The organism is Nonomuraea sp. MG754425, from assembly GCF_021699195.1.
GTDB lineage: Bacteria > Actinomycetota > Actinomycetes > Streptosporangiales > Streptosporangiaceae > Nonomuraea.
Genome location: NZ_SSXE01000017.1, coordinates 1 through 23,649, shown reverse-complemented (window position 1 = coordinate 23,649; position 23,649 = coordinate 1). Strand labels below are relative to the sequence as shown.

Genomic DNA, 23,649 nt, shown 5'->3' with positions numbered 1-23,649 from the left:
ACCGGCCGTCGGCCTTCCCCGGGTGCGGGCTCACCGCCGGACCGCCTCGGCGTACGCCCGCAGCGTACGGGTGGCCGCGGTGTCCCAGGAATGGCGGCCGAGGACGTACCGGCGGGCCCGGTCGCCCAGGCCCGGGTCGTCGTCGCCCAGCACCCGGAGCAGCGCGTCCGCCAGTTCGTCCGGATCGAGCGTGGCGGTCCGCACGCACGCCCCCTCGGCGCTGCCGACCACCTCCGGGTCGAAGCCGGGGCCGACCACGGCCCGGGCCCGCAGCGCCATCGCCTCCAGGGCGGCGAACCCGAACGACTCCGAGGTCGAGGGGAAGACGCACGCGTCGGCCGCCACCACGTGGTCGCGGAGCTCGTCGGTGTCCAGGTAGCGCCCGAGCACGTGCACCCGCCCGGCCAGCCCCGCCTCCGCGACCCGCTCGCGCAGCCGCTGGTCGATGGCGGTGTCGTCGGGCCAGCCGGTGCCGGCCATGACCAGGGTGACGTCGGTGCCGCCGGCCCGCATCCGGCGGACCGTCTCGATCAGCTCGGTCACCCCCTTGTGGGGTCCGTACCGGCCGGCGAACATGATCATCGGCTGGTCGTCCTGGATCCCGTACAACGCCCGGACCTTGTCCCGTACGGCGGCGCGTTCGACGTCGTCCGGGCAGGTCATCCGCCACGCCTTCCCCGCGCCGTGCGACACCACGGCGACGTCGGACCGGCCGGCCAGGTGGGGGATGCCGGCCGCGGTGTGCGGCGACGGAACCATGATCAACCGGGCTCGGCGGCTCAGCGCCCGGTTCAGCGCCCGTCCGAGCGCGGAGACCGGGCCCCGGCCCCGGTCCCGCAGGAAGATCTCGGCGGAGTGCACGTGGTAGCAGACCGGTATCCGGAACAGGACGGCGCAGACCAGCCCGGCCGGCGCGCACATCCAGTCGTGCACCGCGACCAGGTCCACCTTGCCGCGGGCGTGCAGCCGCCAGGCGTACCAGGCCCCGACGAGGTTCAGCCGGGCGACGACGGCCATCATCCCGATCCGGGAGCGCGGCAGCGAGGTACGCGCCCACGGCGGCGTGACGAGCACCCGGCGGACGGTCGCCCCCTGGTGCCGGAACACGCGCGGCAGGTGCGGATGCCGGGACGCGCCCACCAGGTGCACCTCGGCGTCATGGGCGGTCAGGCCGCCGAGCAGCCCTTCGATGTAGGTGCCGATCCCGCCGAACGGGTCGGGCGGTGCGCCGGTGGAGACGATGACGATCCTCACGTCACGCCGCCCTTCTGCTCGGGGACGACGACGCGGAACTCCTGGGCCGCGTGGTCGGACAGGACCTTGCCTCCGCCGTCGAGGTGGTAGCTGGGCACGGCCAGGTCGCCGCTGGTGTACAGCCAGTCGAGCCGCCACATCCGGGGGAAGGCGAAGTTGGACAGGGGCCAGGTGTGCAGGGGCGCGAGCGCGCCGGGGGGGCCGTGCGCCCGGATGCCGGGCCGGAAGGAGTACAGCTCCGTCCAGGGCGAGTTGAAGTCGCCGGCCAGCACGGTCGGGAGGGGGTTGGCGGCCACGTCCGCGCGCAGCTTGCTCAGGTTCTCGTACCGCCACAGGCTCTGCTTCACCTGGCGCTGGTAGAACCCGGCGGTCAAGGGGTTGCCGTCGCGGTAGGGGCCCGGCAGGTGCACGTTGTAGAAGGAGACCGGGCGTCCGCCGACCTGGATCTCGGTGCGCTGGAACTTCGGTCCCTTCCAGAACCAGTCGTCGCCGGTGCTGGAGACCGTCTGGCGGTGCTCCGCGACGATGGGCAGCCGGGACATGGTGACGAACTCGCCTTCGATGGAGATCTGGTAGCCCGGGAACTCCGTGCGGAGCCGGGGCGTGGCGTCGATGCGGATCACCTCGTTGTACGGCGTGTCGTTGCGGATCGCGTACAGGTGTTCCTGGAGGAGGTAGACGTCGGCGTCCTGCTGGCGCAGGAAGGTGAAGAAGGCGTCCGGGTTGTTCTCCATCTCCCAGTAGCCGGTGTTCCAGGCGAAGACCTTGATCCCCGCACCTTGCGGGCCGGCGGCGGCGGGGGACGTCCACCCGCGGCCGTAGCCGGCCAGATAGGCACCGGCCAGCAGCAGGAGCACCAGGACCACGGACAGCGGGCGGCGCACCGGGCGCGCGCGCCACACGAACGCGAGCAACAGCAGGGGCACCGCCACCGCGGTCAGCGGGGGCGTCATCTCGAAGATGACCCACGGCCACCAGTCGCCGGCGAGCAGGACGTGCAGGACGAGGAACGCGGTCCATGCCGCCGTGGCGGCGACGAGGAGCCGGGTTCCCCCGCACCGGCGGCCGATCACCGGGTCCGGCTCAGGAAGAGCGCGGCCGCCTCCCTGCCGAAGCCGCGGCTGGTGGGGAACTCCACCGTGGTGCTCTTCAGCGGGAACGGTTCCGCCGGCACCGGGACGCCGAGGAACTCGCACAGCGGCCCCCACTCGTCGCCGATGTCGTAGATGAGCAGCCGGTCTGCGGGGACGGCCGCGACGACCTCGTCCGTGTGCGCCCGGAACTGCTCCATGGCGTGTTCCGGCCGCCGCTCGTTCACCGATCGCAGGGCCTGTCCTTCGAGCGTCAACTGGAACAGCTTGATCAATGGGGCGAAATCCGTGCCGAGCATCGACGACATCTGGATGGCGGCCCGGCCGTACAAGGTGTCGATGTGCCGGCGCCGCCTCATCAGCGTCCGTCGCACGCTGCTGATCCACTGCTCCGGGTCGCGTACCGTGTGCACGACCTTCGCGTCCGGATAACGCTGGACGAGCTGCCGCCAGCAGGGGGTGGCCGGTTCGCACACGATGGACTGGTATCCGGCGAGGATCTCCTCCCAGTTCGCCGCTCTGCCTTCGACCGCTCCGAGCAGCGGCCGGATCAGCCGGGGATTCCTGAAGACGTCCCCTGCGCTGAGACACGGCCCGAGGCCGAGTCGCACCAGCGCCGCCTTCAGGGAGGTCGTCCCCGTCCGGCCGTAGCCGGTGCCGATGACGCGCATCATGGTCTACTCCCTTGTGAGTGATGGGACGGGCGATGTTCGAGCTGCTCTTCTGGCCGCCACGAAGCGGGTCCCGGCCAGCAGACCGAGCACTCCGAGGGTCGCGATCACGTGCCCCAGAGTGGTGAGCAGCCGGCTCAGCAGCAGCAGCGTGACCAGGTCCGGGCCGCTGACCAGGACGCCGAGCGTGAGGCCGAGCACGACCTCGCGCACTCCGAGACCGGCGGGCGCCTGCGACAGCGCACCGGCGACCGCGCTGAGGACGAATCCGCCGATGCCGAGGGTCAGCGCGCCCGCGAGCGGCGCGCCGAACGCGACCGCGAGGATCGCCGCGTGCGTGCCGTTGCAGCACCACCCGAGGACGTTGTACGCGAGCACGCCCATCGAGGTCCGGGCGGTGGGCAGCGCGATCTCGTGCGCTCCGCGCCGCAGCAGGCGTTGCCCGAGGCGCAGCAGCTTCGCGAGCAGGCGTGGCGCCAGGACGACCGCGCCGGCGCCGGCGAGCACGAGCGGCAACGCCAGCCACCACAGCGGATCGTCCGCCGCCAGGTAGGGGACCGCCAGCAATCCGACGATGCTCCCGCTCAGCGCGGTCAGGACGAGCGTGATCAGCCCGGCCGTCATGAGCCCGGCCGCCGGCGCTCCGACCCGGCGTGCGAGCGCGGCCTGCACGATCGGGGGCCAGATCGCGCCGGGCAGGTAGCGCGTCACCCCGGACAGGAAGAACACCCAGGCCGCGTCGGACACCGTCAGACGGATGCCGCTGCCGGTCACGAGCAGTCTCCACCCGAAGAATCCGGGGAAGGTGCCCACCACGGTGAATCCGGCCGCGAGGCCGACGGCGCCCCAGCCGACGGAGGTCAGGCTGTCGCCGAGCCCGTGCCGTACCCGCCAGAGCTGCCAGCACAGGAAGACGACGATGATCGCATAGACGGCCGTCCGGAGCAGCCTGAGCAGGAGCCGGCGCCCGTTCGGTGAACGCGTCACTACTTCACCAGGGTGCTCGGCCGCGGGGCGCCGATCGCCGAGGAGTTGTCCGCCATGGGGGTGACCTGGTCGAACAGCTCCTCGTAGGCGTCCAGGAAGGTGTCCGTGCTGTAGAGGCGGCGGGCCCGGCGGCCCCCTTCGGCGCGCTCGTCGGGAGTCAGCGCCGCCAGTTCGGTGATCGCGCGGGCCAGCCGGGCCGGATCGCGTGGCGGGACCCGGCGGCCGAAACCCGTCTGCAGGACGGGCGAACGCCCTCCGGGCAGGTCGGTGGTGACCGACGGGACGTCGGTCATCATCGCCTCCGCCTGGACGGTGCCGAAGGACTCGGCGACGGAGGGCAGCGCGAAGACGTCGATCGAGGCGTAGAAGTCGTCGATCTGGCTGCCGCTGAGCAGGCCCAGCATCCGGATCCGCTTGTCGTCGCCGATGAGCGGGCGCAGCCGGTCCTCGATCCCGCCGCCGGCGACCTTGATCCAGTCGCCGCCGATCAGCAGCCGGGCGTCCGGATCGTCGAGCCGCTGAAAGGCCCGTACGAGGTATTCGATGCCCTTGTCCTCGACGATGCGGCCGAGGAAGCCGACGTGCAGGCCGCCTCCGTCCCGGTAGGCGGGCTGGCCGCCACGGCGGTCGAGGCACGGCGGCGCGATTCCCCGCCAGTTCCGCCGCTTGATCAGGGGCCACAGCTTCGACCCGCGGGCCTGGTCCGTGCTGTTCAGCACGACCGCGTCGGAGCGGCGCAGCGCGGCCCAGGTGGAGACGTCCACCGCCCGCGTGGCGACCGCGTTCACCACGCCCGGCGGCAACCACAGGTCGATGTGATGGGTCGTCACCAGGGGCCGCCCGCGCACCCCCATCGCGATGGGCGCCACCTCGAGCATCGGCACGTGCGGGTTGACGATCGCCGACCTGCGGGCGATCCGCCGGGCCAGCGACACGAAGCCGGGGCTCACCGGCCCGCGCCCGATCGTCCGGAGGACCGGGCTGCGAAAGACCGAGACTCCGGCGCGGACCTCGCGCAGCGGCAGCGACCTGTCATGCTGGACGGCCACGACCGCCACGCGCTTGCCGCGCTCGGCCAGCCCCTCGGCGAGGCGCTGGGTGTGGATCGTCAGGCCGCTGACGTACGGCGCGTAGTAGTTGATGAGTATCGCCACGTCGAACTCGTTGTCCTTGCTGGCGGTGGCCACGTCGGCTCCTCACGGTAGATGGATGGCGCTGGCGGACGGGATCCCGGTCACGATGACGAGCGCGCCGATCGCGCAGACCCAGATCCCGATGGAGGCGATGAGGGCGCGATCCCGCAGCAGTAACCGGACCGGGTCACCGCCGCCCTTCAGCACCAGCACCACTTGGAGGTAGCGGGACAGCGCGTACAGCACGAAAGGCAGGGAGATCAGCAGGGCCTCCTGCCGGTGCGGCGCGATCGGCGCCTCGGTGGCCAGGTACGCCGACGTGGCGGCGAGGCAGACCACGCTGGCGAGCAGCAGCAGTTGGTTCAGGAACTCCACCGAGTAGCCGCGCAGCGAGGGACGGTGCTCGACGCCGACCTCCACCAGCTCGTACCGGCGTTTTCCGAGGATCAGCAGGAGCGATCCGGAGAAGACCGCGATGAGTAACCAGCCGGGCAGCACGGCGCCGGTGGCCAGGTGTCCCTGGATGACGCGCAGCACGAACCCGCTGGAGACCACGCCCATGTCGATCAGCGGCAGGCGCTTGAGGCCGGCGCTGTAGGCGAGGTTCAGTCCGAGATAGCCGAGCACCGGCCATGAGCCGCCGAGCGGCGCGTACGCCAGCAGCAGGCTCAGGCCGCCGACCAGCACCGCGCCGTACAGGACGACCGCGGTGGCGGAGAGCCGGCCGGCCGCGATCGGACGCCGGCGCTTGCCCGGGTGCAGCCGGTCGAGGCGCTGGTCGACGAGGTCGTTGACGAGGTAGATCAGGGCGGCGGCGAGGATGAACGCCGCGATGGACCAGGCCACGCGGGCCAGCGCGGGCCACGACCACACCGTCAGGTCGACCAGCGCGATCGGCACCGCCAGCCCGCTCTTGACCCAGTGCGCCGGCCTGGCCAGCAGGAAGAGGTCCATGACCTGCCGCCGCACCCCGGCCCGGACCCGCTTGGCGGGTTGTTCCCGCGCGACGTTGACGCTGCCCATGCTGCCGCCCGCCTTAGAAGAAGACTCTCACCAGTGACAGGGCCCCCTGGCGCCAGGCGTCCCGGCTGGTCCGGCCGACGCCTGCCGGGCGCTGCCCGCGCCACCAGTGGTAGGAGCGCAGGATCGCGTCCTCGTTGGAGAAGCGGGGGGTGAATCCGAGCCGTTGCTGTGCCTTGTCGATGGACACGTACGAATCGATGAGCAGCTTGTGCGCCAGCCGGCGATAGACCGGGGACAGGTGGCTGCGTTCGAGCAGCCGCAGCAGCGGCAGCGCGGGCCGCACCGGCAGCGACACGACGCGCTTGCCGTGCCCCGCGGCGTCGAGCACCGACTGGAACGCGGCGCGCAGCGTGCCGAACTCGGCGGCGCCCAGGTTGTAGGTGTCGCCGGCGGCCTCGTCGGGGGCCGCGAGCAGCAGCAGGATGAACTCGACGAGGTCCTCCACGGCGAGCATCTGGCTGAGTACGTCGCCGCGCCCGAGCACGGGGAAGTTGCGGCCGTCGGCGGCCCATTCGAAGAGCATCGCGAACAGGCCCATGCGGCCGGGGCCGAGGAAGGTCTTCGGCCGCAGGATCGGCACGCACATCCCGGTGCCGCGGAATTCCTCGGCGATCTCCTCGGCCTCCGCCTTGGCCCGGCTGTAGTCGTCCACCGGCCGGCGCGGGTGCGTCTCGGGGGTCGGCACCTCGGACGGCAGGCCGTAGACCGCGGCCGAGGAGACGTGCACGACGCGGGGCACCCCGGCGGCGCGGGCCGCCTCGAAGACGTTGCGGGTGCCGTCGACGCTGATCTCCCGGAGCCGCGCCTTCGAGTAGCTCGGCAGTCCGCTGGCGCAGTGCACGACGGCGGTGGCGCCGGCGAACAGGCCGGTCAGCAGCGCCCGGTCGCCGATGTCTCCGGTCGTGTGCTCCACGCCGTGCGCCGGTTCGGCGGGCGGGCGCAGATCCACGCTGTGAACCGCGTATCCGGAATGCGCCAACCGGCGGACCAGACTGTCCCCCAGCATTCCGGATCCGCCGGTCACAACGATCCGATCGTCCATCGGAGTGTCACCTCTCTTCTGCCGAACGGAGTTGTTCCACTCGTGGTGGCGCGGCCCTTTCGGGGAAATCGCGCGGGATTGTTCAGGGCCGTTCGGAGGGGTTGCGGAAATCGGAGTATTCGCAGGTCCTGGCATGCATGCCGACCCGGAGCCGTGGGGGATCAGCGCGATGCGTGCGGCGGTGGAGACACGCCATCCGTGGTCTTCGCGCAGGAATTCTCCCCTTCGGATCGGCGTCATCGGAGACGTTAAGCGAGAGGATTATGGATTCGCTTTAAATCGGCTATGACCGATTCCCGACAGATCTTGCCGGGAATGCGCAGAAAAGCCGGCCGGTGCAACTCCTCACATCGCGCCGACAATGCGGTGCGGAAAACGCCCGTTCGCGTCGCTCGCAGACGCCCGGCGAACTCGATCATGCTCGGCGCGCCGGCAGACGGCCGGGACGACCGGATCGTGCAGGAGTCGCCGGTGATGGTACGGTCTGGCGAAAATGATTCCCATTTTCCCCGGAGTGCCCCTTGAGATCGTTGCGCGAGTCGCTGATCGTCGTGCCACTGGCCGGCGTGCTTCCTCGCTCCCGCCGCCGCGGCGCTGGCCCCGGGCAGCCGCGGATTCCGCGTCGCGCACCCGGATCGGGGCCCGGCGGAGCCGCTTCCTAAGCTCTACATCTAGTAGTACTACTAGCCGTAGGGGACGGGATGCGCGTACTCATCGTGGGAGCCGGGATCGCGGGGGTGGCGGCGGCCAGAGGGTTCCTCGCCGCCGGGCATGAGGTGACCGTACTGGAACGCGCACCCGCCTTACGCGAGACCGGCTGCGCGATCATGATCTGGAACAACGGCACGACCATCCTGGACGATCTCGGCGTCCGGACGGACGGCGCCGGGCAACGTCTGGACGCCCTGGAGATCCGCAGCTCCCGGGGCCGTCCGGTGATGGTGATGGACATCGCGCGGCTGTCGGCCGAGTTCGGCGCCCCGGTGATCTCGCTCCCGCGCCGGCTGCTGCTCGACCGCCTCGCCGAGGGGCTGCCCCCGGACGTCTTCCGCTTCGGGGCGCGCGTCACCGGCCTGGCCGACGACGGCCGCGCGGTGCGGGTGCGCACCGAGGAGGGCGAGGAGCACCCGGCCGACCTGGTCATCGGGGCCGACGGTGTCAACTCCCAGGTCCGTACGGCGCTGTTCGGCTCCCGGCCCGCGCGTCCCACCGGCACGGCCACCTGGCAGGGGCTGATCCGCCCGCCCTTCGACCCCGGCTCCCGTGCCCTGCTGTTCCTCGGGCCGCAGGGCGACTTCGGGATGAACCCCTCGGGCGACGGCATGCTGCAGTGGCTCATCGACTTCCGCCACCGCCCCGGCGCCGGGCCCGTCCGGCCGGACCTCGCGCTGGCGGCCCTCAGGCAGCGGTACGGCGCCTGGGCCTCGCCCGTCCCCGAGTTGCTGGCGGCGCTGTCGGACAAGGATCTCGAACTCTTCCCGCACCGCCGGCACCGGGCCCCGCTGCGCTGGCGGCGCGGCCGGAGCGTGCTGATCGGGGACGCGGTGCACGCCATGCCGCCCATGCTGGCGCAGGGGGCGGGCCAGGGGCTGGAGGACGTCTCGGCGCTGCTGCACGCGCTGGCCGCCGAGCCGGACCCGGCCTCCGCGCTGGACGTGTACGAGGGGAGCCGGAGGCGGCAGGCCGCGCTCGCCTCGGCCATGGCGACCCGGGCCGTGGCGACCGGGGGGCCGCGCGCGCTGCTGACCCAGAGCGAGTGGGCGCTGCGCGGCGCGCTCGCCGTGCCCGACCGGCTGGCCACCCGGATGCTGCGCAACCTGGTCCGGAGCGTGAGCACCCGGCTCGCCGCCGGGGTCAGCCGATAGCGGCGGCGACCTGGCCGGGGTGGGTGAGCTGCGGATAGTGCCCGGCCCCCGCGATCTCGGTCACGGGCCGTTTCACTTCCACGCTCAGCGGATCGGCCGAGCCCACGACGATCTCGACGGGTACCGTCGCCCGGTCCAGGAGCCGGCGCAGTTCGTCCCGGGCGGTGTGGGCGGCCCGCAGCGCCGCGACCACCCTGCGGGCCTGTCCGCGACGGGCCAGGTTGCCCGCGGCGGCGCGTACGGCGGGGCTCTCCGGCAGGCCGAGCACCCCGGCCAGCCGGGACGCGGGCACCCGCCGCAGCAGGAGCGCGGCCGGCCCGGCACGCAGCCACCCGGGCGACGGGCCCTGGAGGAAGGCCGGGCCGACCAGCACCAGCCGGGAGACCCGCTCCGGGTGCGCCGCCGCGTACCGCAGGGCGGGGCCGCAGGCCAGCGAGTGCGCCACGAGCACCGGCCGGGTTCCGTTCGCCGGCCCGTCCAGGAGCGCGGCCAGCCAGTCGGCGACGGGCCCGTGGGCCGGGCCTGATCTGCCGAGTCCGGGCAGGTCGGGGGCCAGCACGGGGCCGTCCAGCCGGTCGGCCACCTCCCGCCAGGAGCCCGAGTCGAGCGGCAGCCCGTGCAGCAGCACGTGGCCGGGCCGGTCGCGTTCCCCGGTGACCCAGGTCGTGGTGCCCGCCACCCGCTGGTAGCCGTACGGGCCGGGTGGCGGTTGCGCCGCGCCGAACCGGGCCGCCACCAGGTCGTCGGCCCAGGTCCGCAGCGCCGTCTCGACCGGCGGCGGGCGCAGCCCGGCCCGTTCGGCGAGGGCCACGGCGGGCGCGGTGTCGTAGCGGTCGGTGGACAGGAACGACAACGTCTCGGGGTCGGCCCCGGTCAGCGCGCGGGGGAGCAGCCGCAGCAGCCCGGCCGGGATCGTGTGGCGGGGTGCCCGCACACCCAGGTGCCCGGCGAGCAGGCCGACGAGCTCCGGCAGTTCCGGGGTGCGGTCGTCCAGGATCCAGTAGCTCTCGCCCCGGCTCCCGTCGTGCTCGGGCAGGGCGGCCATGAAGGCCGCCAGGTAGGCGGCGTCCACGACGGGGACGAACGCGTTGCCGGGAACGGCGGGCAGCCGCCCGTGCCACAGGTCGGCCACCATGGACGCCAGGCCGACGAACTGGCCCGGCCCGATCACGGTGGAGGGGTTGGCGATGCTCAGCGGGACGCCCCGCTCGCGGGCGCGAGCCTGCACGGCCGCGTCCGCCTCCCGCTTGGACGCCTCGTAGGCGCCCAGCTTCCGGTAGTCGGGCGGCTCGCCGCCGCTGCCGCCCACCCGGTAGCCGCTGACGTGCACCACCCGCCGCAGCCCCGGCAGCGCGGCGGCCCAGTCGAGGACGTGCAGCGCCCCGGTCACGTTCACGGCCCGCGCCTCCTCGACGCTCAGCCCGAACGCGTAACGGCCGGCGCAGTTGTAGACGTCGCGCAGCGCCGGCCACTCGCCCGGCGGCAGGTCCAGGCCGGGGCGGGTGACGTCGGCGGGCACCACGACGAGCCCGTCCATCGGGACGCCCCGGCCGGTCAGCCAGGACGTGAGCCCGTCGCCGCCGCCCCGGGCCGCCGCCGCGACGGTGCGGCCCCGGCGCAGCAGGTCGGCGATCAGGAACCGTCCGATGAGGCCGGTGGCCCCGAAGACGATCGAATCAGGTCGCATGCGCGCTCCTTATAGACTGGTCTACATATTCTTTGGGCATGCGGAGACGGCCGAACCCGCTCCCGCCGTCAGCCGCCGAGCAGGGCCGCGACCTTGCGGCCCACCCGTTCGAGCGGCTCCCTGCTCCGCCGCGCCCGCGCCAGCAGCAACGCCCCCTCGACCAGGGCCAGCACGGTCGCGGCGACGTCGGCGGCGTCGGGCCGCCCGTCGGCCGCCAGCCGTTCGCGCAGCGGGCTCTCCCACGAGTCGTACACCTCGGCGCAGACCTGCTGCAGCGCGTCGTTGCCCGCCGCCATCTCCAGGGCGACGGTGGCCACCGGGCAGCCCTTGCGCCAGCCCGAGGCGTCGAGCCGGTCGCCGAGCAGCTTCAGCACCCCGGCCACGAGGGCGGCGGCGTCCGGCGCGGAGCCGGTGAGGTCGTCGATCGCCCGGCCCAGCTCGCGCCCGGCGCGCCGCAGCGCCTCGGCGACGAGTTGGTCCTTGCCGCCGGGGAAGTGGAAGTAGAGCGAGCCCCGGGGCATGCCGCTGGCCGCGATCACCTGGTTCAGCCCGGCGGCGGAGTAGCCTCCGGCCTCGATCAGCTCCTGCGCGGCGTCGAGCAACCGGCCGCGCGTCTCGTCACCCTTGCGTCCCACGTCCGAAAAAATAGACCGGTCTGCTTATTTATGCAACTGGGCGGTCAGCGCGGCGCGAGCCAGTGGCGGGTGAGATCGCGTATCGCCGCCAGCCAGCGCTCCGGCTGCTCACCGGCGGCGATCGCGTCGGCGGCCCCGTGGATGACGGTGAACAGGATCGTGGCCGCCGTGTGGGTGTCGAGGGGGCGGAAGGCGCCCTCGTCCACGCCGCGCCGCAACGCCTTGGCGACGGCGGCCACGACATCCAGCTCCTCTTCCGCGGGCGCGAGCGAGGCGCTGGAGTGGAAGGCGGCCTCGTGCAGCCCGCCGGGCCGGGCGATGGTCCGGACGGCCGCCGCGCACTCGGCGTCGATGGTGGCCCACCAGTCGAGCGGCTCGGTGGACGCGGCGATGCGGGTGAAGCGCTCGACGTAGTCGCGCAGCACGCGGTCGCGTACCGCGAGGAGCATCTCGTCCCAGGAGGAGAAGTAGACGTAGAACGTGCCCTTGGCGGCGCCGGCCTCGGCGGCGACCGCCTGGACCCAGTTGCTCACCTGCTGCCCGGACTCCAGGACCCGGATGGCGGCGTCGATGAGTTCACCGCGCCTGGCCTCGGGGGAGAGCCGGCGGCGGCTCCTGGGGCTGACCACCGCACCAGGCTAGTGGACCGCGCGGCCCGCACCTCGCACCTCTACCCCCTGGCCACGCCCGCGTGGCCGACGACGAGCTCGCTGACCCCGCGCAGGTTGATGTGCTCCCGGTACGGGGGCGGGTCGGCGACGAGCTCGGGCCGCCGCATCCGGCGGGCGAACGCGGCCAGCGCCAACCGGCCTTCGAGCCTGGCCAGCGGCGCGCCGAGGCAGAAGTGCGGGCCGAAGCCGAAGCCGAGGTGACGTACCTGGGCGCGGCCCGGGTCGAACCGGTCGGGGTCGGGGTTCGCCTCCGGGTCCCGGTGGGCGGCGGCCAGCAGGAGGATCACCCCGCCGCCCGCGGGCACCTCGGCCGTACCGAGGCGCAGGTCCTGGGTGGCGACGCGGGCGGTGAGCTGCACGGGCGGGTCGTGGCGCAGGACCTCCTCGACGACCGCAGGGGCGAGGACGGGGTCGGCCCGCAGGGCGGCGAGGTGGGCGGGGTGACGCAGCAGGGCGAGCACGCCGTTGGCGATCAGGTTGACCGTCGTCTCGTGCCCCGCCACCAGCAGCAGCACGATCGTGGAGACCAGCTCGTCATGGCTGAGCACGTCGCCGCCGTCGCGGGCGGCGAGCAGTTCGGAGATCAGGTCGTCGCCTCGCGTGCTCCTGCGGCGGTCGGCGACGAGGTCGTTGACGTAGCGGTGCATCTCGAGCATGCCCGCCGCCCACTCCGGGTCGTCGCCCGCGGGGTCGGCGAAGCCGTCGAGCAGCCGGGTGAGCTGGGCCGACCAGCGCAGGAAGAGCCGCTCGTCGGCCTGCGGGACGCCGAGCAGGCGGCAGATCACCGTCACCGGCAGGGGGCCGGCCAGGCCGGACACCACGTCGAACGTCTCACCCTCGCCCGCCCGGTCGAAGGACTCCTCGACCAGCCGCGCCACGGACTCCTCCATCCGGGAGACGACCCGCGCGGTGAACGCGCCGCTGACCAGGCGCCGCAGGCGGGTGTGATCCGGCGCGTCCATGGACAGGAACCACGGCTGCCGGATCGACGACGGAGCGTCCGGAGGATACGGGTCGGAGCCGAAGCGCTCCGCGCGGTCGGCGCTCATCCGGGGGTCGCGCAGCAGCGTCTCGCAGTCGCGGTACCCGGTCACCACCGCGCCGGCGATCTCCTCGATCCAGACGGGGCCGAGCGCGCGGAACTCGGCGTAGATCGGGTACGGGTCGGCTCTCGACGCGGGGTCGAGGAGCTTGCCGACCAGGTGGAAGGGGGACGACGTGCCGGTGTCGGCGGTCAAGGACATGCGGGGCTCCCTGGGGGACGCGTGGACATATTGACCTCAGGTCAATTACTAGTGACCCGAGGTCAATATGTCAACGCGGGGCGCGCCCGGTCAGGTTCCGGGAAGCGCGAACCGTTCGGCGAACGCGGCCAACTCCGCACGCTGCTGGTCCGGCTCCGCCGAGGTGGGGCTGACCACGATGCGGGTCACGCCCTGCGCGGCGAAGGTCCGCACCCGTTCGGCGGACATGTCGATCGACCCCCACCGCGTGTACTCCAGTGCGGCGGGGTCACGGCCGTCCCTTCTCATCGCCCTCCCACAGCAGCCGCAGCACGTCGATGGCCTCGTCGGTACGGCGTCCGCGGGTCTTGAAGTCCACCCCCATCGCCGCGGCCTCACCGGGCAGGCCGCCCAGACCCACGGTGAGCAGCCGCATGCGCCCCTTGGACAGCACGTCGAGGGTCGCCAGCCGCTTGGCCAGGACCACCGGATGGTGGTACGGCAGCAACAGCACACCGGTGCCGAGCAGCAGGCGCCGGGTGGCCGAGGCGACGAAGGCCAGGCAGTCGAGCGGGTCAGGGTAGGGCAGGTCCGGCGGGAACTCGAAGGGGCCGAGCGCGGCGCCGGGATACAGCACGACGTGCTCGGGCAGGTACAGCCCCTCGAAACCGCACGCCTCGGCGTGCTGGGCGTAGGCCACGAGCCGGTCGGGGTCGAGCCCGGCGGCCGTCGAGTAGCCGATCGCGAATCTCATCGTCATCCTCACAGGTCGGTATGCGGGGGCACGCTACTTCCCTGACACCGGCGTCAGGCAAGGCGTGCCCGGACGCCGCCGCCCTCAGTCGATGATCGCGGTGACCTCGGCCTCGACGAGGATGCCGGGCTCGAACAGGACGTCCACCCCGATCAGCGCGGCCGGTGGCGTGGTCAGGTCGAACTCCCTGGCCGCCTGTTCGAGGCCGGCGTTGAAGGCGTCGTACATCTCCCTCTTCCAACCGGCGGCGTACCAGGTGAAGCGGACGACGTCGTGGAAGGTCGCCCCGGCCGCGTCGAGCGCTCGGGCGACGTTGCGGCACACCTGCGCGACCTGCCCGGCCAGGTCGCCCGGCGCGACGAGGTCGCCGTTCTCGTCCCAGGCGACCTGGCCCGCGATGTGCACGTGCCTGCTGCCCGTGGCCACCGCGACGTGGTGGTAGCCGGGCACCCGGACGTGCCGGTCGGGATTGATGAGCGAAACAGCCATGGACCTCTCCTCGACGTTCTTCCTGTGCTCTCTTGTGGTTACTCGGAAACCATAGGAGAGTGTTCGCTGACGTGGAAGAACGCACTTTTTGGAGACTGGGGAACCCGATGGTGACCAAGCAGTTGAGCGGCTCGTCCGACGAGGCGGACCTGCGGCGCGCCGACTCCCTGGCGCGCGAGATCTTCTCCGACGTCGCCAACAAGTGGGCGTTGCTGATCATCGAGGCGCTCGGCGAGCGCACCCTGCGCTTCAGCGAGCTGCGCGACGAGGTCGAGGGCATCAGCCACAAGATGCTCACCCAGAACCTGCGCATGCTGGAGCGCAACGGCCTGGCCGAGCGGAAGGTGTATCCGACCGTGCCGCCGCGGGTGGAGTACACGCTGACCCAGCCGGGCCAGGCGCTGCGGGCGACGGTCGATCTGCTCTGCGACTGGACGCACCGCTACTTCGGCGACATCGAGACCGCCCGCCGCCGCTTCGACACCTGACCGCGCCCGTACGCGGGCTCCCCGTCGTGACGATGATCTCGCCGGCTCCACGTGCTGCTATGATTTATCCAGACATTTGAGCCTTCTCGGCCGGATCCTCATCCGCCGGGGAGGCTTTTTTCATGCCCGGATTCGGCCGCCTACGTCCGAAGACCGCGGCGCTCTCCCTGGCCACCACCACAAGGACGCCTCATGACCACGTATACGCATGCCGCCGGCACCTGGAAGCTCGGCGACCTGACCGTCAACCGCATCGGGTTCGGGGCGATGCGCCTGACCGGCCGCACCGCCTTCTCCTCCGAGAGCACGGGTGAACGCGAGCGCTCGATCAGCGTGCTGCGCCGTGCCGTCGAGCTGGGGGTCAACCACATCGACACCGCCGCGTACTACTTCTCGCCGCTGCTGTCGGCCAACGAGCTGATCAACCGGGCGCTGGCCCCGTACCCCGACGACCTCGTCATCGCCACCAAGGTCTGGGCCGGCCGCGACCCGTCGGGGGAGTGGCGGTGGGCCACCCCCGGGCAGCTACGCGGCCAGGTCGAGGAGAACCTGCGCCAGCTCGGCCGCGACCGTCTCGACGTCGTGAACCTCCGCATCCCGCGCAGCGCCGGAGCCGGCTCGATCGCCGATCACTTCGGCGCGCTGGCCGAACTGCGCGCGGCCGGGCTCATCCGGCACCTGGGCGTCTCCAACGCCACGGCCGGCCAGCTCGCCGAGGCGCGGGCCATCGCGCCGGTGGTCTGCGTGCAGAACCCGTTCGGTGTCGGCGCGCCGCCCGACCAGCGGGAGCTGCTGCGGCTGTGCGGCGAGCAGGGTGTCGCGTTCGTCCCGTTCTTCGCGATCGCGGGCACCGGCCGCGAAGCCGGTGCGCCCGCGACCGAGCACGCGGCGGTGCTCGCCGTCGCCCGCGCCCACGGGGCCACGCCCGCCCAGGTGCGGCTGGCCTGGACGCTGCGGCAGGGGCCGCACGTGCTGGTCATCCCGGGCACCGGCGACCCCGCCCACCTTGCCGAGAACCTGGCCGCGGGCGCGCTGGAGCTGACCGACGAGGAGGTGGACCGCCTGCGAGACCTCGGCTGAGCCTGCCCGGATGAGCCTGCCCGGATGAGCCTGCCCGGATGAGCCTGCCCGGATGAGCCTGCCCGGATGAGCCTGCCCGGAGCCGACGGCAGGCAGGCGTTCGAAGGCGCGCGGAAAGGCGGTGAGACGGATGTGGCGCCGGGCCCGGACGCGTTCCCAGAATACGTCCCGCCTGTCCCTGCTGCCACGCCGACACCCCGGAAGATCAGTTCAGCAGCGGCACGAGGTGCTTCTCCTCGTAGTCCAGATGCGCCTCCAGCTCCCCGGTGAGCCGGTTCACCTCGCCGAGCAGGTCGGCGGGCGGGACGTCCGGGGCGGCCAGCAGCGTCCGCAGTTCGTCGAGCAGGCGCGCGATCGTCTCGTGCTCGGCCCGCAGCCGCTCCATCACCGGCGCCAGCTCCGGGTAGCGGCCCTCCATCGCGGGGAACATGAACCTGTCCTCGTGGGAGTGGTGCACGTGCAGCCCCTGGCACATGGTCAGGCAGTTGACGCGCAGTTGCGCGGCCAGGCGCGGGCCCGAGGCGGCCACCTCGCGGCGCAGCAGGGACAGCTCGCGGCGGAAGGCGTCGTGCAGGGTGATCAGCGCGTCGCCCATGGGGCCGGTGGGCGGTCCGGCGTCGACGGGCAGCAGCGCGACGACGGGCAGGGTGCGTCCCGACCTGTCCTCGTACGCGCTCCAGCCCGGGTCGAGTTCGGCGGCGCGGGCGAACATGCGCTCCCGTTCCTCGCCTTCCAGGACGACCGCGTCGGCCTGGTAGGCGAGGATGCCGTCCTCGACGGTGACGCGCGGGTTGGCGCGCAGGTTGTGGTACCAGGCCGGGTGCCGGGGCGCGCCGCCGGCCGAGGCGATGACGAGCAGGCGGTCGCCGTCGGGCAGGTAGCCGAGCGGCGTGGTGCGCGAGGCTCCCGTCCTGGCGCCGACGGTGGTCAGCAGGAGCAGCCTGCCGCCCTCGAAGGGGCCGCCGACCTGGCCTCTGTTGGCGCGGAACTCGTCGATGATCTGCTGGTTGAAGTCCATGGGCATGCTGGTTCAAAGCTCCTGAACGCACGGGTGTCGATGACAGACGTCCGGCCGGCACGTGCCGACCGGCATGAGAGACCCGCGCGGGCATGCCGCCGCGAAGCGGGCGTTACGGCACCGCTGGAGGCATGGGATGACGCGCGGGCGCGGTGCGCTCAGGCACGACCGATGGTGTGAGTGGTCACGGCGGCATCCCCTTTGGTTCGGCGCCTCCATGCCGCGGCCGTCCTCCCGGGCGGCGACACGCGACGCGACGGCCATTACGCCCACATCACCGCAGGACTGTCAAGCGGGATGGATCTCCGCAACGAAGCACCATTCTGGAGGCGCAGGCGAGAATCGAACTCGCTCGGACCGGCTTTGCAGGCCGGCCTCCGCACCAGCGAACTGCGCCACGATTCCTACGTGGCCCCAGCAGGATTCGAACCTGCGACGGACCCGGCTTCGTAGGCCGGCGCTCTGTCCCATTGAGCTATGGGGCCGTACCCCGTACCGGATTCGAACCGGCGATCTCCCGGGTGAAAGCCGGGTGTCCTGACCACTGGACGAACGGGGCCTGGTACGTCCGGCGGGATTCGAACCCGCACCGTCCGGCTCCTGAAGCCGGTGCCTCTCCCGTTGGGCTACGGACGCATAAGAGTCGCAGCGGGGACTCGAACCCCGTCCTGCTGGGTGGAAGCCAGCCGCCTTACCGGTTCGGCCTCTGCGACCTGGTGGACCGACGGGATCTCGAAACCCGAACTCCTGCTTGCAAGGCAGGTGTGATGCCTTTTCACCATCAGCCCATGGTGCTCCGCTGTGGAGTTGTCAAAATGCGCGGCCCGGATTTCGGGCGGGGAAAAGAAAAGGCCGCCGGTACGGATCCCGGCGGCCTCTGGAATGCTCCTCGTCGAGGATCATCCAGAAGCCGCTCCGGCCAGCGCGCGGCCCAGCGCCGCAGGTCGGAGGTGGTGACACCGTTCCTGCTCCAGGGTGGCGGCTGCGCGGTACATGGCCTGGCCTTTCTCACGTGGCGGGCGGATCCGTTTCCGCCCCTCGTCTGGTAAGACGGTAATGGACGGCCCGGCGGCGACGCCACTTGTTATTCGCGCCCCGATTTGACGTTGACGTGGCGTCCACGTGTTGACTGGGAGGCATGCGGATCGGAGAACTCGCCGCGCTGCTCGGGGTGTCCACCCGGACGGTGCGGCATTACCACCACCAGGGTGTGCTGCCGGAGCCGCCGCGCCTGGCCAACGGCTACCGCGAGTACGGCATGCGCGACGCCGTCGCCCTGGCCCGCGTCCGCCGCCTGGTGGAGCTGGGGCTGAGCCTGGACGAGGCGCGCGACGTCATCGCCGAGGACCGCTCGCGGGAGCTGCCCGAGATCCTCGCCGAGATCGACGCGGACCTGGCCGCGCAGGAGCGGGAGATCCGGCTGCGGCGGGCCCGCCTGGCCGAGGTGCTGCGCCGCGCCGAGGACGGCGGCCTCGGCCCCGACGACACCGCCTCGCCCGACCTGCTGGCCTTCCTGGGCCGCGTGCACCTGCCCGCCTCGCCGGCCGCGGCCTGGGACCGCGACCTGCTCGTGCTGGTGGACAGCATGTCCGCGGTTCCGGACCGGGAGCGCATGTTCGGGTTCCTGGACACCATGGCCGCCGACCCGGAGGTGACCGCGCGCGGGCGGGAGTTCTACCGCAGGCTCGACGACCTGGCCGACGCCGAGCCCGGCGACCCCCGGGTCGCGCCGCTGGCCCGGCTGCTGGCCGACTACAGTGTCGAGCACGTGCTGAGCGACCAGCCGGGCCTGCCCGCCTGGGATCCGCACCAGCTCGAACCCTTCCTCGACGGCCTGGCCCCGGCCCAGGCCGAGGTCGTGCGCCAGGCGACGCGGCTCATCGCCGCCCGCCTGACGCGGTCCACGGCGCGACGTCCGCCGGCGTGACTGCGCGGCCCGGCCCGTAACGTGAAAGAGGACCTCATGCACACCGTCACCCGCCTGCCCGCCGGGGAGTTCGAGCCCCGCGTCACGGACTGGCGGAGCGGCTGGAGTGCTGGCCCCGTGCGCGTCAGAGTGCCCGGGTGAGGGCGTCCAGGTCGGCCAGGCGGCGGGCGGGGGCCAGCCGCGCGGCGGCGGCGACGAGCAGCAGTTCGGTGACGGCGATCTCGTGGGTGAGCGGCGCGATCGGCCCGGCCGCCTCGCGTGGCAGGCTGATCAGCGCCTCCGCCTCGGCGGCCAGCGGCGAGCCCCAGGCGTCGGTGACGAGCACCAGCCGCGCGCCCCGGCCGCGGGCGGCCCGCACGAAGCGGGCGGTGCCGTCGGAGTAGCGGCGGAAGTCGTAGGCCACGACCACGTCGGAGGGGCCCAGGTCGAGCACCGCGCGGGCGCGTGCGGACGCCGGCCCCGGCACGCGGTGCGCGCCGGGTCGCAGGCCGGCGAGCTGGCGGACGAGGTATTCGGCGGCCAGCTCGCTCAGCGGGCCGCCGAGCGCCCACACCGAGCCGGCCTCGGCCAGCAGCGCGCCCACCGTGTGGCACAGCGCCTCGGGGAGCGCGGCCAGGGTGCCGTCCAGCCCCGCCCGCAGTTCCTCGGCGGCCCGGCCAGGCCCCGGCGGCCCGTCGTCGTGGGTGACGTACTCCAGCAACTGCGAACGATCCCGCGCCCCGGCGCGCACGGCGGCCTGGAACGCGGCGAACCCGTCGAAGCCCAGCCGGTCGAACAGCCGCGAGGCCGTCGGCGGGCTCACCCCCGCCCGCTCGGCCAGGGAGCGCAGCGAGCCCAGCGCCGCGAACGGGTAGTCGTCGAGCAGCACCCGCACGACGGCGCGCTCGCCGGGCGGCAGCTCGGGGTAGACGGCGCCGAGACGGCTCGCGATCGGATCGTTCTCCACAATGACAAATGTTACACCCAACGCCATTTGGCGAAATATGCGAAACAGATGTTACGGTGCGGTCCATGACAACGTGGCATGGCCTGATCGACAGCCCCTACCGGCGATGGCTGCCGGTCACCGCCGACACCCCCGCCATCTCGCTCAACGAGGGCAACACCCCGCTGCTGCGCTCGGAGCACCTGTCGTCCCGCACCGGCTGCGAGGTCTGGCTCAAGGTCGAGGGCGCGAACCCGACGGGCTCGTTCAAGGACCGCGGCATGACGGTCGCGATCAGCCGGGCCGCCGAGTCCGGGGCGCGGGCCGTCATCTGCGCCTCCACCGGCAACACCAGCGCCTCGGCCGCCGCCTACGCCGCCCGCGCCGGGCTGAGCGCCGCCGTCCTGGTGCCCAGGAGCGGCGTGGCGCTGGGCAAACTGAGCCAGGCCGTACGCTACGGCGCCGAGATCGTCGAGATCGACGGCACCTTCGACGACTGCCTGCGCGTGGCCCGCGAACTGGCCGCCCACCACCCGATCGCGCTGGTCAACTCGGTCGGCAACGAGCTTCGCCTGGCCGGGCAGCGCACCGTCGCCTACGAGGTCGCCGACGCCCTCGGCGACGCGCCCGACGTGCACTGCCTGCCGGTGGGCAACGGCGGCAACATCACCGCCACCTGGGGCGGCTACCGCGCCTACCGCCAGGCCGGGCTGACCTCCCGGCTGCCCCGGCTGTGGGGTTTCCAGGCGGCCGGCGCGGCGCCGCTCGTCCACGGTGAGCCCGTCGCCGAGCCCCGCACGGACGCCACCGCGATCAGGGTCGGCCACCCGGCCACCTGGGACGGCGCCGTCGCCGCCCGCGACGAGTCCGGCGGGCTCATCGGCGCGGTGAGCGACGAGCAGATCTTCGCGGCGTACCGGCTGGTGGCCCGGCGCGACGGCGTCTTCGCCGAACCCGCCTCGGCGGCCGGGGTGGCGGGGCTGCTCGACCTGCACGCCCGGGGCCTCCTGGAGCCCGGCCTGCGCATCGTGATCACACTCAGCGGCAACGGGCTGAAGGACCTCGACGCCTCCCTGCGCGACGGCTACACCGCCACCGAGACCTCCGCCGCCACCGCGGACGTGGCACGCGCCCTGCGCCTGGCCGCCTGAGCCGGACCGTCGCTTTTGTGGGGACGGTATCGATCGTTCGCAGATGATCGGCCGCAATGTTGTGGGATACCTCCATGCCTGTCCGTGACCGTCGTGGTGTGGGATCGACTGCATGGAGAAACAGCGCGGGTTCGCGACACGGACCCTGGCAAGAGTGGCGGTGTTCGCGGCCTTGATCGCCGTGCTCGGCCTGCCGGGCTCGCTGAACGTCTTCGGCAACGCGGTCCCGATCACGCTCCAGACGATGGGCGTGATGCTCGCCGGCGCCATCCTCGGCTCGTGGCGGGCCGCGCTGGCCGTCGTGGTGCTGCTGGTCCTGGTGGCCGCGGGCCTGCCGCTGCTGGCCGGCGGGCGGGGCGGGCTGGGCGTGTTCACCGGGCCGTCGGCCGGGTTCCTGCTCGGCTGGGTGCCCGGCGCGGCGGTGACCGGCTGGATCGTGGAGCGCGGTGGCCGCGACCCGGGCATCGTCCGGCTGACGGTGGCGTGCCTGGTCGGCGGCGTCGGCGTGATCTACCTGTTCGGCATCCCCGTGCAGGCGCTCGTGACCGGGGTCTCGCTCGGCCAGGCGGCCCTGCTCAGCCTCCTCTTCCTGCCCGGCGACCTGGTGAAGGCGGTGGTGGCCGCCCTCGTCACCAGGGGCACCCAGCGGGCCTACCCGGACGCGGTGCCCGCCGTGCACCAGGAACGCCTGCGCGCGACCGGGGGGCGTTGACCGCTCGATGCCCGTCGCACGACGCGTTCTCTCGCACGCCGCCGAGCGCCCGTCCCGGCTCGCGGTGCGCGCCCCAGGAAACGACCTGACCTACGCCGAACTCGCCGACAGGATCGGCGGGGCCGCGCGTCACCTGCTCGGCCTGGGGGTCGGCCCCGGCGCGCTGGTCTCGATCGGGCTGGCCGACCCGGCGGACCTGCTCACCGCCGTGCTCGCGGCCGACCTGGCCGGGGCCACCCCCCTGGTGGGCGAGCACGGCTGGGACCGCGCCCGGTGGGCCCACGTCACGAGCCGGCCCCTCACCGTCCACGTGGACGCGCCGCTGCCGTACGCGGCCGGGCCGCCGGTGACCGGCCGGGACCGTCCCGACGACCTGGCCTGGGCGTGCTTCAGCTCGGGCAGCACCGGCCGCCCCCGCGCCGTCGTACGCACCCGCGCCTCCTGGACCGACTCCTACGCGCACCTCGGCGACCTGACCGGGATCGGCCCCGACGACGTGGTGCTGGTGCCGGGCCCGCTGGTCTCCTCCCTGTACGCCTTCGCCGCCCTGCACACCCTGGCCACCGGCGCGACGGCCGTGCTGCCCGGCCGCTGGCCGGGCCGCTCGCTGGCCGCCCACCTGGCCGGGGCCAGCGCCGTGCACGTGGTGCCGCACCGTCTGCCCGACGTGCTCGCCGACCCCGGCGGCACCCGCGTGGCCGTGGTCGGCGGCGCGGCCCTCGACCCCGGCACGCGGGCGGCGGCGCGGCAGGCGGGGGTGCACGTCGTGTCCTACTACGGCGCCACCGAACTGTCGTTCGTGGCCGTGGACGTGGACGGGAGCGGGCTGCGGCCCTTCCCCGGCGTGCAGATCGAGGTCCGCACCGGAGCCCACGGGCCGCTCGGCGAGGTGTGGGCCCGCTCACCCTGGCTGGCCGAAGGGTACCTGGCGGGCGCGGCCGGGCCGCTGCGCCGCGACGGCGACGGCTGGGTGACCGTCGGCGACCTGGCCGAGCCGTACCAGGAGGGGCAGGCGCTGCGGCTGCGCGGGCGCGGCGACGGCGCGATCCAGACCGGCGGCGCGACCGTCGTGCCCGAGGACGTCGAGGAGGTGCTCAGGAAGGTGCCCGGCGTGGGAGATGTCGTGGTGGTCGGGCTGCCGCACCCGTCCCTGGGTTCGGTGGTGACGGCGATCGTCGAGGCCGAGGAGGCGTCCGCGCCGCCGCGTGCGGTGCTGGAGGCCACCGCCAGGGGCGGGCTGGACGCGGCGCAGCGCCCGCGCCGCTGGTTCGTGGTGCCGAGCCTGCCGCGCAACCCGACGGGCAAACCCGCCCGCGCGCTGGTGGCGGCGCGGCTGGCGGACGGCGATCCCGGCATCAGGCGGCTGGTCTGACATGGCCGGCACACCTGACATGGCCGGCACACCTGACATGGCCGGCACACCTGTGGTGGTGGCGGCCCGGCGCACGCCGATCGGCACGGCCGGGCACGCCTTCAAGGAACTGACCGTCGATCGGCTGGCCGCCCCCGTCATCGCGGCCGTGGCCGCCGACCTGCCCGGCCGTCGGGTCGATGACGTGGTGCTGGGCAACTGCATGGGGCCCGGCGGGAACGTGGCCCGCGTCTCGGCGCTGGCCGCCGGGCTGGGACACGAGGTGAGCGGGCTGACGGTGGACCGGCAGTGCGGCAGCGGGCTGGCCGCGATCCTGGTGGCCGGGCAGGCGGTACGCGCGGGGGAGGCGGAGCTGGTGATCGCCGGCGGGGCGGAGAGCGCCTCGACCGCGCCGCTGCGCACGTTCAGGGGGGCCGGTGAGCCGTACCCGCGCTGTCTCTTATACACATCT

General features: G+C 73.1%; 23 protein-coding genes and 6 tRNA genes. 7 read left to right on the top strand and 22 right to left on the bottom strand.

Annotated elements, in window-relative coordinates:
• Window positions 1–30: 30 nt before the first annotated feature.
• Genes FAF44_RS55720 through FAF44_RS08165 form a run of 7 tightly spaced genes read right to left on the bottom strand, consistent with a single transcriptional unit; the run spans window position 31 to window position 7,201 of the window.
• Complete coding sequence (locus FAF44_RS55720) at window positions 31–1,254, bottom strand: glycosyltransferase family 4 protein (RefSeq protein WP_237102429.1); 1,224 nt, start codon at window positions 1,252–1,254, stop codon at window positions 31–33.
• Window positions 1,251–2,327 carry an endonuclease/exonuclease/phosphatase family protein gene (locus FAF44_RS08190; protein WP_237102428.1) on the bottom strand — a complete coding sequence of 359 codons (1,077 nt, stop codon included), beginning with the start codon at window positions 2,325–2,327 and terminating at the stop codon, window positions 1,251–1,253. The genes FAF44_RS55720 and FAF44_RS08190 overlap by 4 nt, the downstream gene beginning before the upstream one ends.
• On the bottom strand, window positions 2,324–3,019 hold the full coding sequence (locus FAF44_RS08185; RefSeq protein WP_237102427.1) for a sulfotransferase family protein: 696 nt from the start codon (window positions 3,017–3,019) through the stop codon (window positions 2,324–2,326). Before FAF44_RS08185 ends, FAF44_RS08190 begins: the two co-directional genes overlap by 4 nt.
• 3 nt (window positions 3,020–3,022) lie before the next feature.
• Complete coding sequence (locus FAF44_RS08180; RefSeq protein WP_237102426.1) at window positions 3,023–4,003, bottom strand: lysylphosphatidylglycerol synthase domain-containing protein; 981 nt, start codon at window positions 4,001–4,003, stop codon at window positions 3,023–3,025.
• Complete coding sequence (locus FAF44_RS08175) at window positions 4,003–5,190, bottom strand: glycosyltransferase family 4 protein (protein WP_237102425.1); 1,188 nt, start codon at window positions 5,188–5,190, stop codon at window positions 4,003–4,005. The genes FAF44_RS08180 and FAF44_RS08175 overlap by 1 nt, the downstream gene beginning before the upstream one ends.
• A gap of 9 nt (window positions 5,191–5,199) precedes the next feature.
• Complete coding sequence (locus FAF44_RS08170; RefSeq protein ID WP_237102424.1) at window positions 5,200–6,159, bottom strand: UbiA prenyltransferase family protein; 960 nt, start codon at window positions 6,157–6,159, stop codon at window positions 5,200–5,202.
• Between the two features lie 13 nt (window positions 6,160–6,172).
• A complete protein-coding gene (locus FAF44_RS08165; protein WP_272894224.1) occupies window positions 6,173–7,201 on the bottom strand; it encodes an NAD(P)-dependent oxidoreductase in 1,029 nt (342 codons plus the stop codon).
• Window positions 7,202–7,902: 701 nt separating this feature from the next.
• Between FAF44_RS08165 and FAF44_RS08160 the strand changes: the two genes are divergently transcribed.
• Entirely contained in the window at window positions 7,903–9,066 is a 1,164-nt protein-coding gene (locus FAF44_RS08160) for an NAD(P)/FAD-dependent oxidoreductase (RefSeq protein WP_237102422.1), read from the top strand.
• Here the strand turns inward: FAF44_RS08160 and FAF44_RS08155 are convergent.
• From FAF44_RS08155 to FAF44_RS08125, 7 genes are all read right to left on the bottom strand, one after another.
• Window positions 9,056–10,753, bottom strand: a complete 1,698-nt coding sequence (locus tag FAF44_RS08155) for an alpha/beta fold hydrolase (protein ID WP_237102421.1) — start codon at window positions 10,751–10,753, stop codon at window positions 9,056–9,058. The two genes, FAF44_RS08160 and FAF44_RS08155, sit on opposite strands and share 11 nt — an antisense overlap.
• A gap of 68 nt (window positions 10,754–10,821) precedes the next feature.
• A complete protein-coding gene (locus FAF44_RS08150; RefSeq protein ID WP_237102420.1) occupies window positions 10,822–11,388 on the bottom strand; it encodes a TetR/AcrR family transcriptional regulator in 567 nt (188 codons plus the stop codon).
• A 44-nt stretch (window positions 11,389–11,432) separates the two neighbouring features.
• Window positions 11,433–12,017: a TetR/AcrR family transcriptional regulator gene (locus tag FAF44_RS08145; protein WP_237102419.1), complete on the bottom strand. Its 585-nt coding sequence runs from the start codon at window positions 12,015–12,017 to the stop codon at window positions 11,433–11,435.
• Window positions 12,018–12,058: 41 nt separating this feature from the next.
• Window positions 12,059–13,303 carry a cytochrome P450 gene (locus FAF44_RS08140; RefSeq protein ID WP_237102418.1) on the bottom strand — a complete coding sequence of 415 codons (1,245 nt, stop codon included), beginning with the start codon at window positions 13,301–13,303 and terminating at the stop codon, window positions 12,059–12,061.
• A 90-nt stretch (window positions 13,304–13,393) separates the two neighbouring features.
• Entirely contained in the window at window positions 13,394–13,591 is a 198-nt protein-coding gene (locus FAF44_RS08135) for a hypothetical protein (protein WP_237102417.1), read from the bottom strand.
• A complete protein-coding gene (locus tag FAF44_RS08130) occupies window positions 13,572–14,036 on the bottom strand; it encodes an LLM class flavin-dependent oxidoreductase (RefSeq protein ID WP_237102416.1) in 465 nt (154 codons plus the stop codon). The genes FAF44_RS08135 and FAF44_RS08130 overlap by 20 nt, the downstream gene beginning before the upstream one ends.
• A gap of 84 nt (window positions 14,037–14,120) precedes the next feature.
• The gene (locus tag FAF44_RS08125) at window positions 14,121–14,525 is read right to left on the bottom strand and encodes a RidA family protein (protein WP_237102415.1); all 405 of its coding nucleotides are present in this window, start codon (window positions 14,523–14,525) and stop codon (window positions 14,121–14,123) included.
• Window positions 14,526–14,632: 107 nt separating this feature from the next.
• On the opposite strand from FAF44_RS08125, the gene FAF44_RS08120 reads away from it, so the two are divergent.
• Together FAF44_RS08120 and FAF44_RS08115 are read left to right on the top strand one after the other, a co-directional pair.
• The gene (locus tag FAF44_RS08120) at window positions 14,633–15,013 is read left to right on the top strand and encodes a helix-turn-helix domain-containing protein (protein ID WP_237102414.1); all 381 of its coding nucleotides are present in this window, start codon (window positions 14,633–14,635) and stop codon (window positions 15,011–15,013) included.
• 192 nt (window positions 15,014–15,205) lie between these two features.
• On the top strand, window positions 15,206–16,093 hold the full coding sequence (locus FAF44_RS08115) for an aldo/keto reductase (RefSeq protein ID WP_237102413.1): 888 nt from the start codon (window positions 15,206–15,208) through the stop codon (window positions 16,091–16,093).
• 205 nt (window positions 16,094–16,298) lie between these two features.
• On the opposite strand, the gene FAF44_RS08110 is transcribed toward FAF44_RS08115, so the two are convergent.
• From FAF44_RS08110 to FAF44_RS08080, 7 genes are all read right to left on the bottom strand, one after another.
• Window positions 16,299–17,117, bottom strand: a complete 819-nt coding sequence (locus FAF44_RS08110; protein WP_237102412.1) for a nitroreductase/quinone reductase family protein — start codon at window positions 17,115–17,117, stop codon at window positions 16,299–16,301.
• Window positions 17,118–17,435: 318 nt separating this feature from the next.
• Window positions 17,436–17,508, bottom strand: a tRNA-Cys gene (locus tag FAF44_RS08105).
• Between the two features lie 12 nt (window positions 17,509–17,520).
• Window positions 17,521–17,596, bottom strand: a tRNA-Arg gene (locus tag FAF44_RS08100).
• A 1-nt stretch (window position 17,597) separates the two neighbouring features.
• Window positions 17,598–17,670 (bottom strand) — tRNA-Glu (locus tag FAF44_RS08095).
• A gap of 1 nt (window position 17,671) precedes the next feature.
• Window positions 17,672–17,747: transfer RNA gene (locus FAF44_RS08090), tRNA-Leu, on the bottom strand.
• A gap of 5 nt (window positions 17,748–17,752) precedes the next feature.
• Window positions 17,753–17,824, bottom strand: a tRNA-Gly gene (locus tag FAF44_RS08085).
• Window position 17,825: 1 nt separating this feature from the next.
• Window positions 17,826–17,899: transfer RNA gene (locus FAF44_RS08080), tRNA-Ala, on the bottom strand.
• Window positions 17,900–18,249: 350 nt separating this feature from the next.
• Here FAF44_RS08080 and FAF44_RS08075 point away from each other — a divergent pair.
• Window positions 18,250–19,038 carry a MerR family transcriptional regulator gene (locus FAF44_RS08075; RefSeq protein ID WP_237102411.1) on the top strand — a complete coding sequence of 263 codons (789 nt, stop codon included), beginning with the start codon at window positions 18,250–18,252 and terminating at the stop codon, window positions 19,036–19,038.
• A 124-nt stretch (window positions 19,039–19,162) separates the two neighbouring features.
• Here FAF44_RS08075 and FAF44_RS08070 read toward each other — a convergent pair whose 3' ends face one another.
• On the bottom strand, window positions 19,163–19,984 hold the full coding sequence (locus FAF44_RS08070) for a MurR/RpiR family transcriptional regulator (RefSeq protein ID WP_237102410.1): 822 nt from the start codon (window positions 19,982–19,984) through the stop codon (window positions 19,163–19,165).
• A 65-nt stretch (window positions 19,985–20,049) separates the two neighbouring features.
• On the opposite strand from FAF44_RS08070, the gene thrC reads away from it, so the two are divergent.
• The 3 genes from thrC to FAF44_RS08055 all read left to right on the top strand — a co-directional run bounded on the left by thrC (window position 20,050) and on the right by FAF44_RS08055 (window position 23,198).
• Window positions 20,050–21,114 carry a threonine synthase gene (thrC, locus tag FAF44_RS08065; RefSeq protein ID WP_237102409.1) on the top strand — a complete coding sequence of 355 codons (1,065 nt, stop codon included), beginning with the start codon at window positions 20,050–20,052 and terminating at the stop codon, window positions 21,112–21,114.
• Between the two features lie 154 nt (window positions 21,115–21,268).
• Window positions 21,269–21,826 carry a biotin transporter BioY gene (locus FAF44_RS08060; RefSeq protein WP_237102408.1) on the top strand — a complete coding sequence of 186 codons (558 nt, stop codon included), beginning with the start codon at window positions 21,269–21,271 and terminating at the stop codon, window positions 21,824–21,826.
• Between the two features lie 7 nt (window positions 21,827–21,833).
• On the top strand, window positions 21,834–23,198 hold the full coding sequence (locus FAF44_RS08055; RefSeq protein ID WP_237102407.1) for a class I adenylate-forming enzyme family protein: 1,365 nt from the start codon (window positions 21,834–21,836) through the stop codon (window positions 23,196–23,198).
• Window positions 23,199–23,649: the final 451 nt, after the last annotated feature.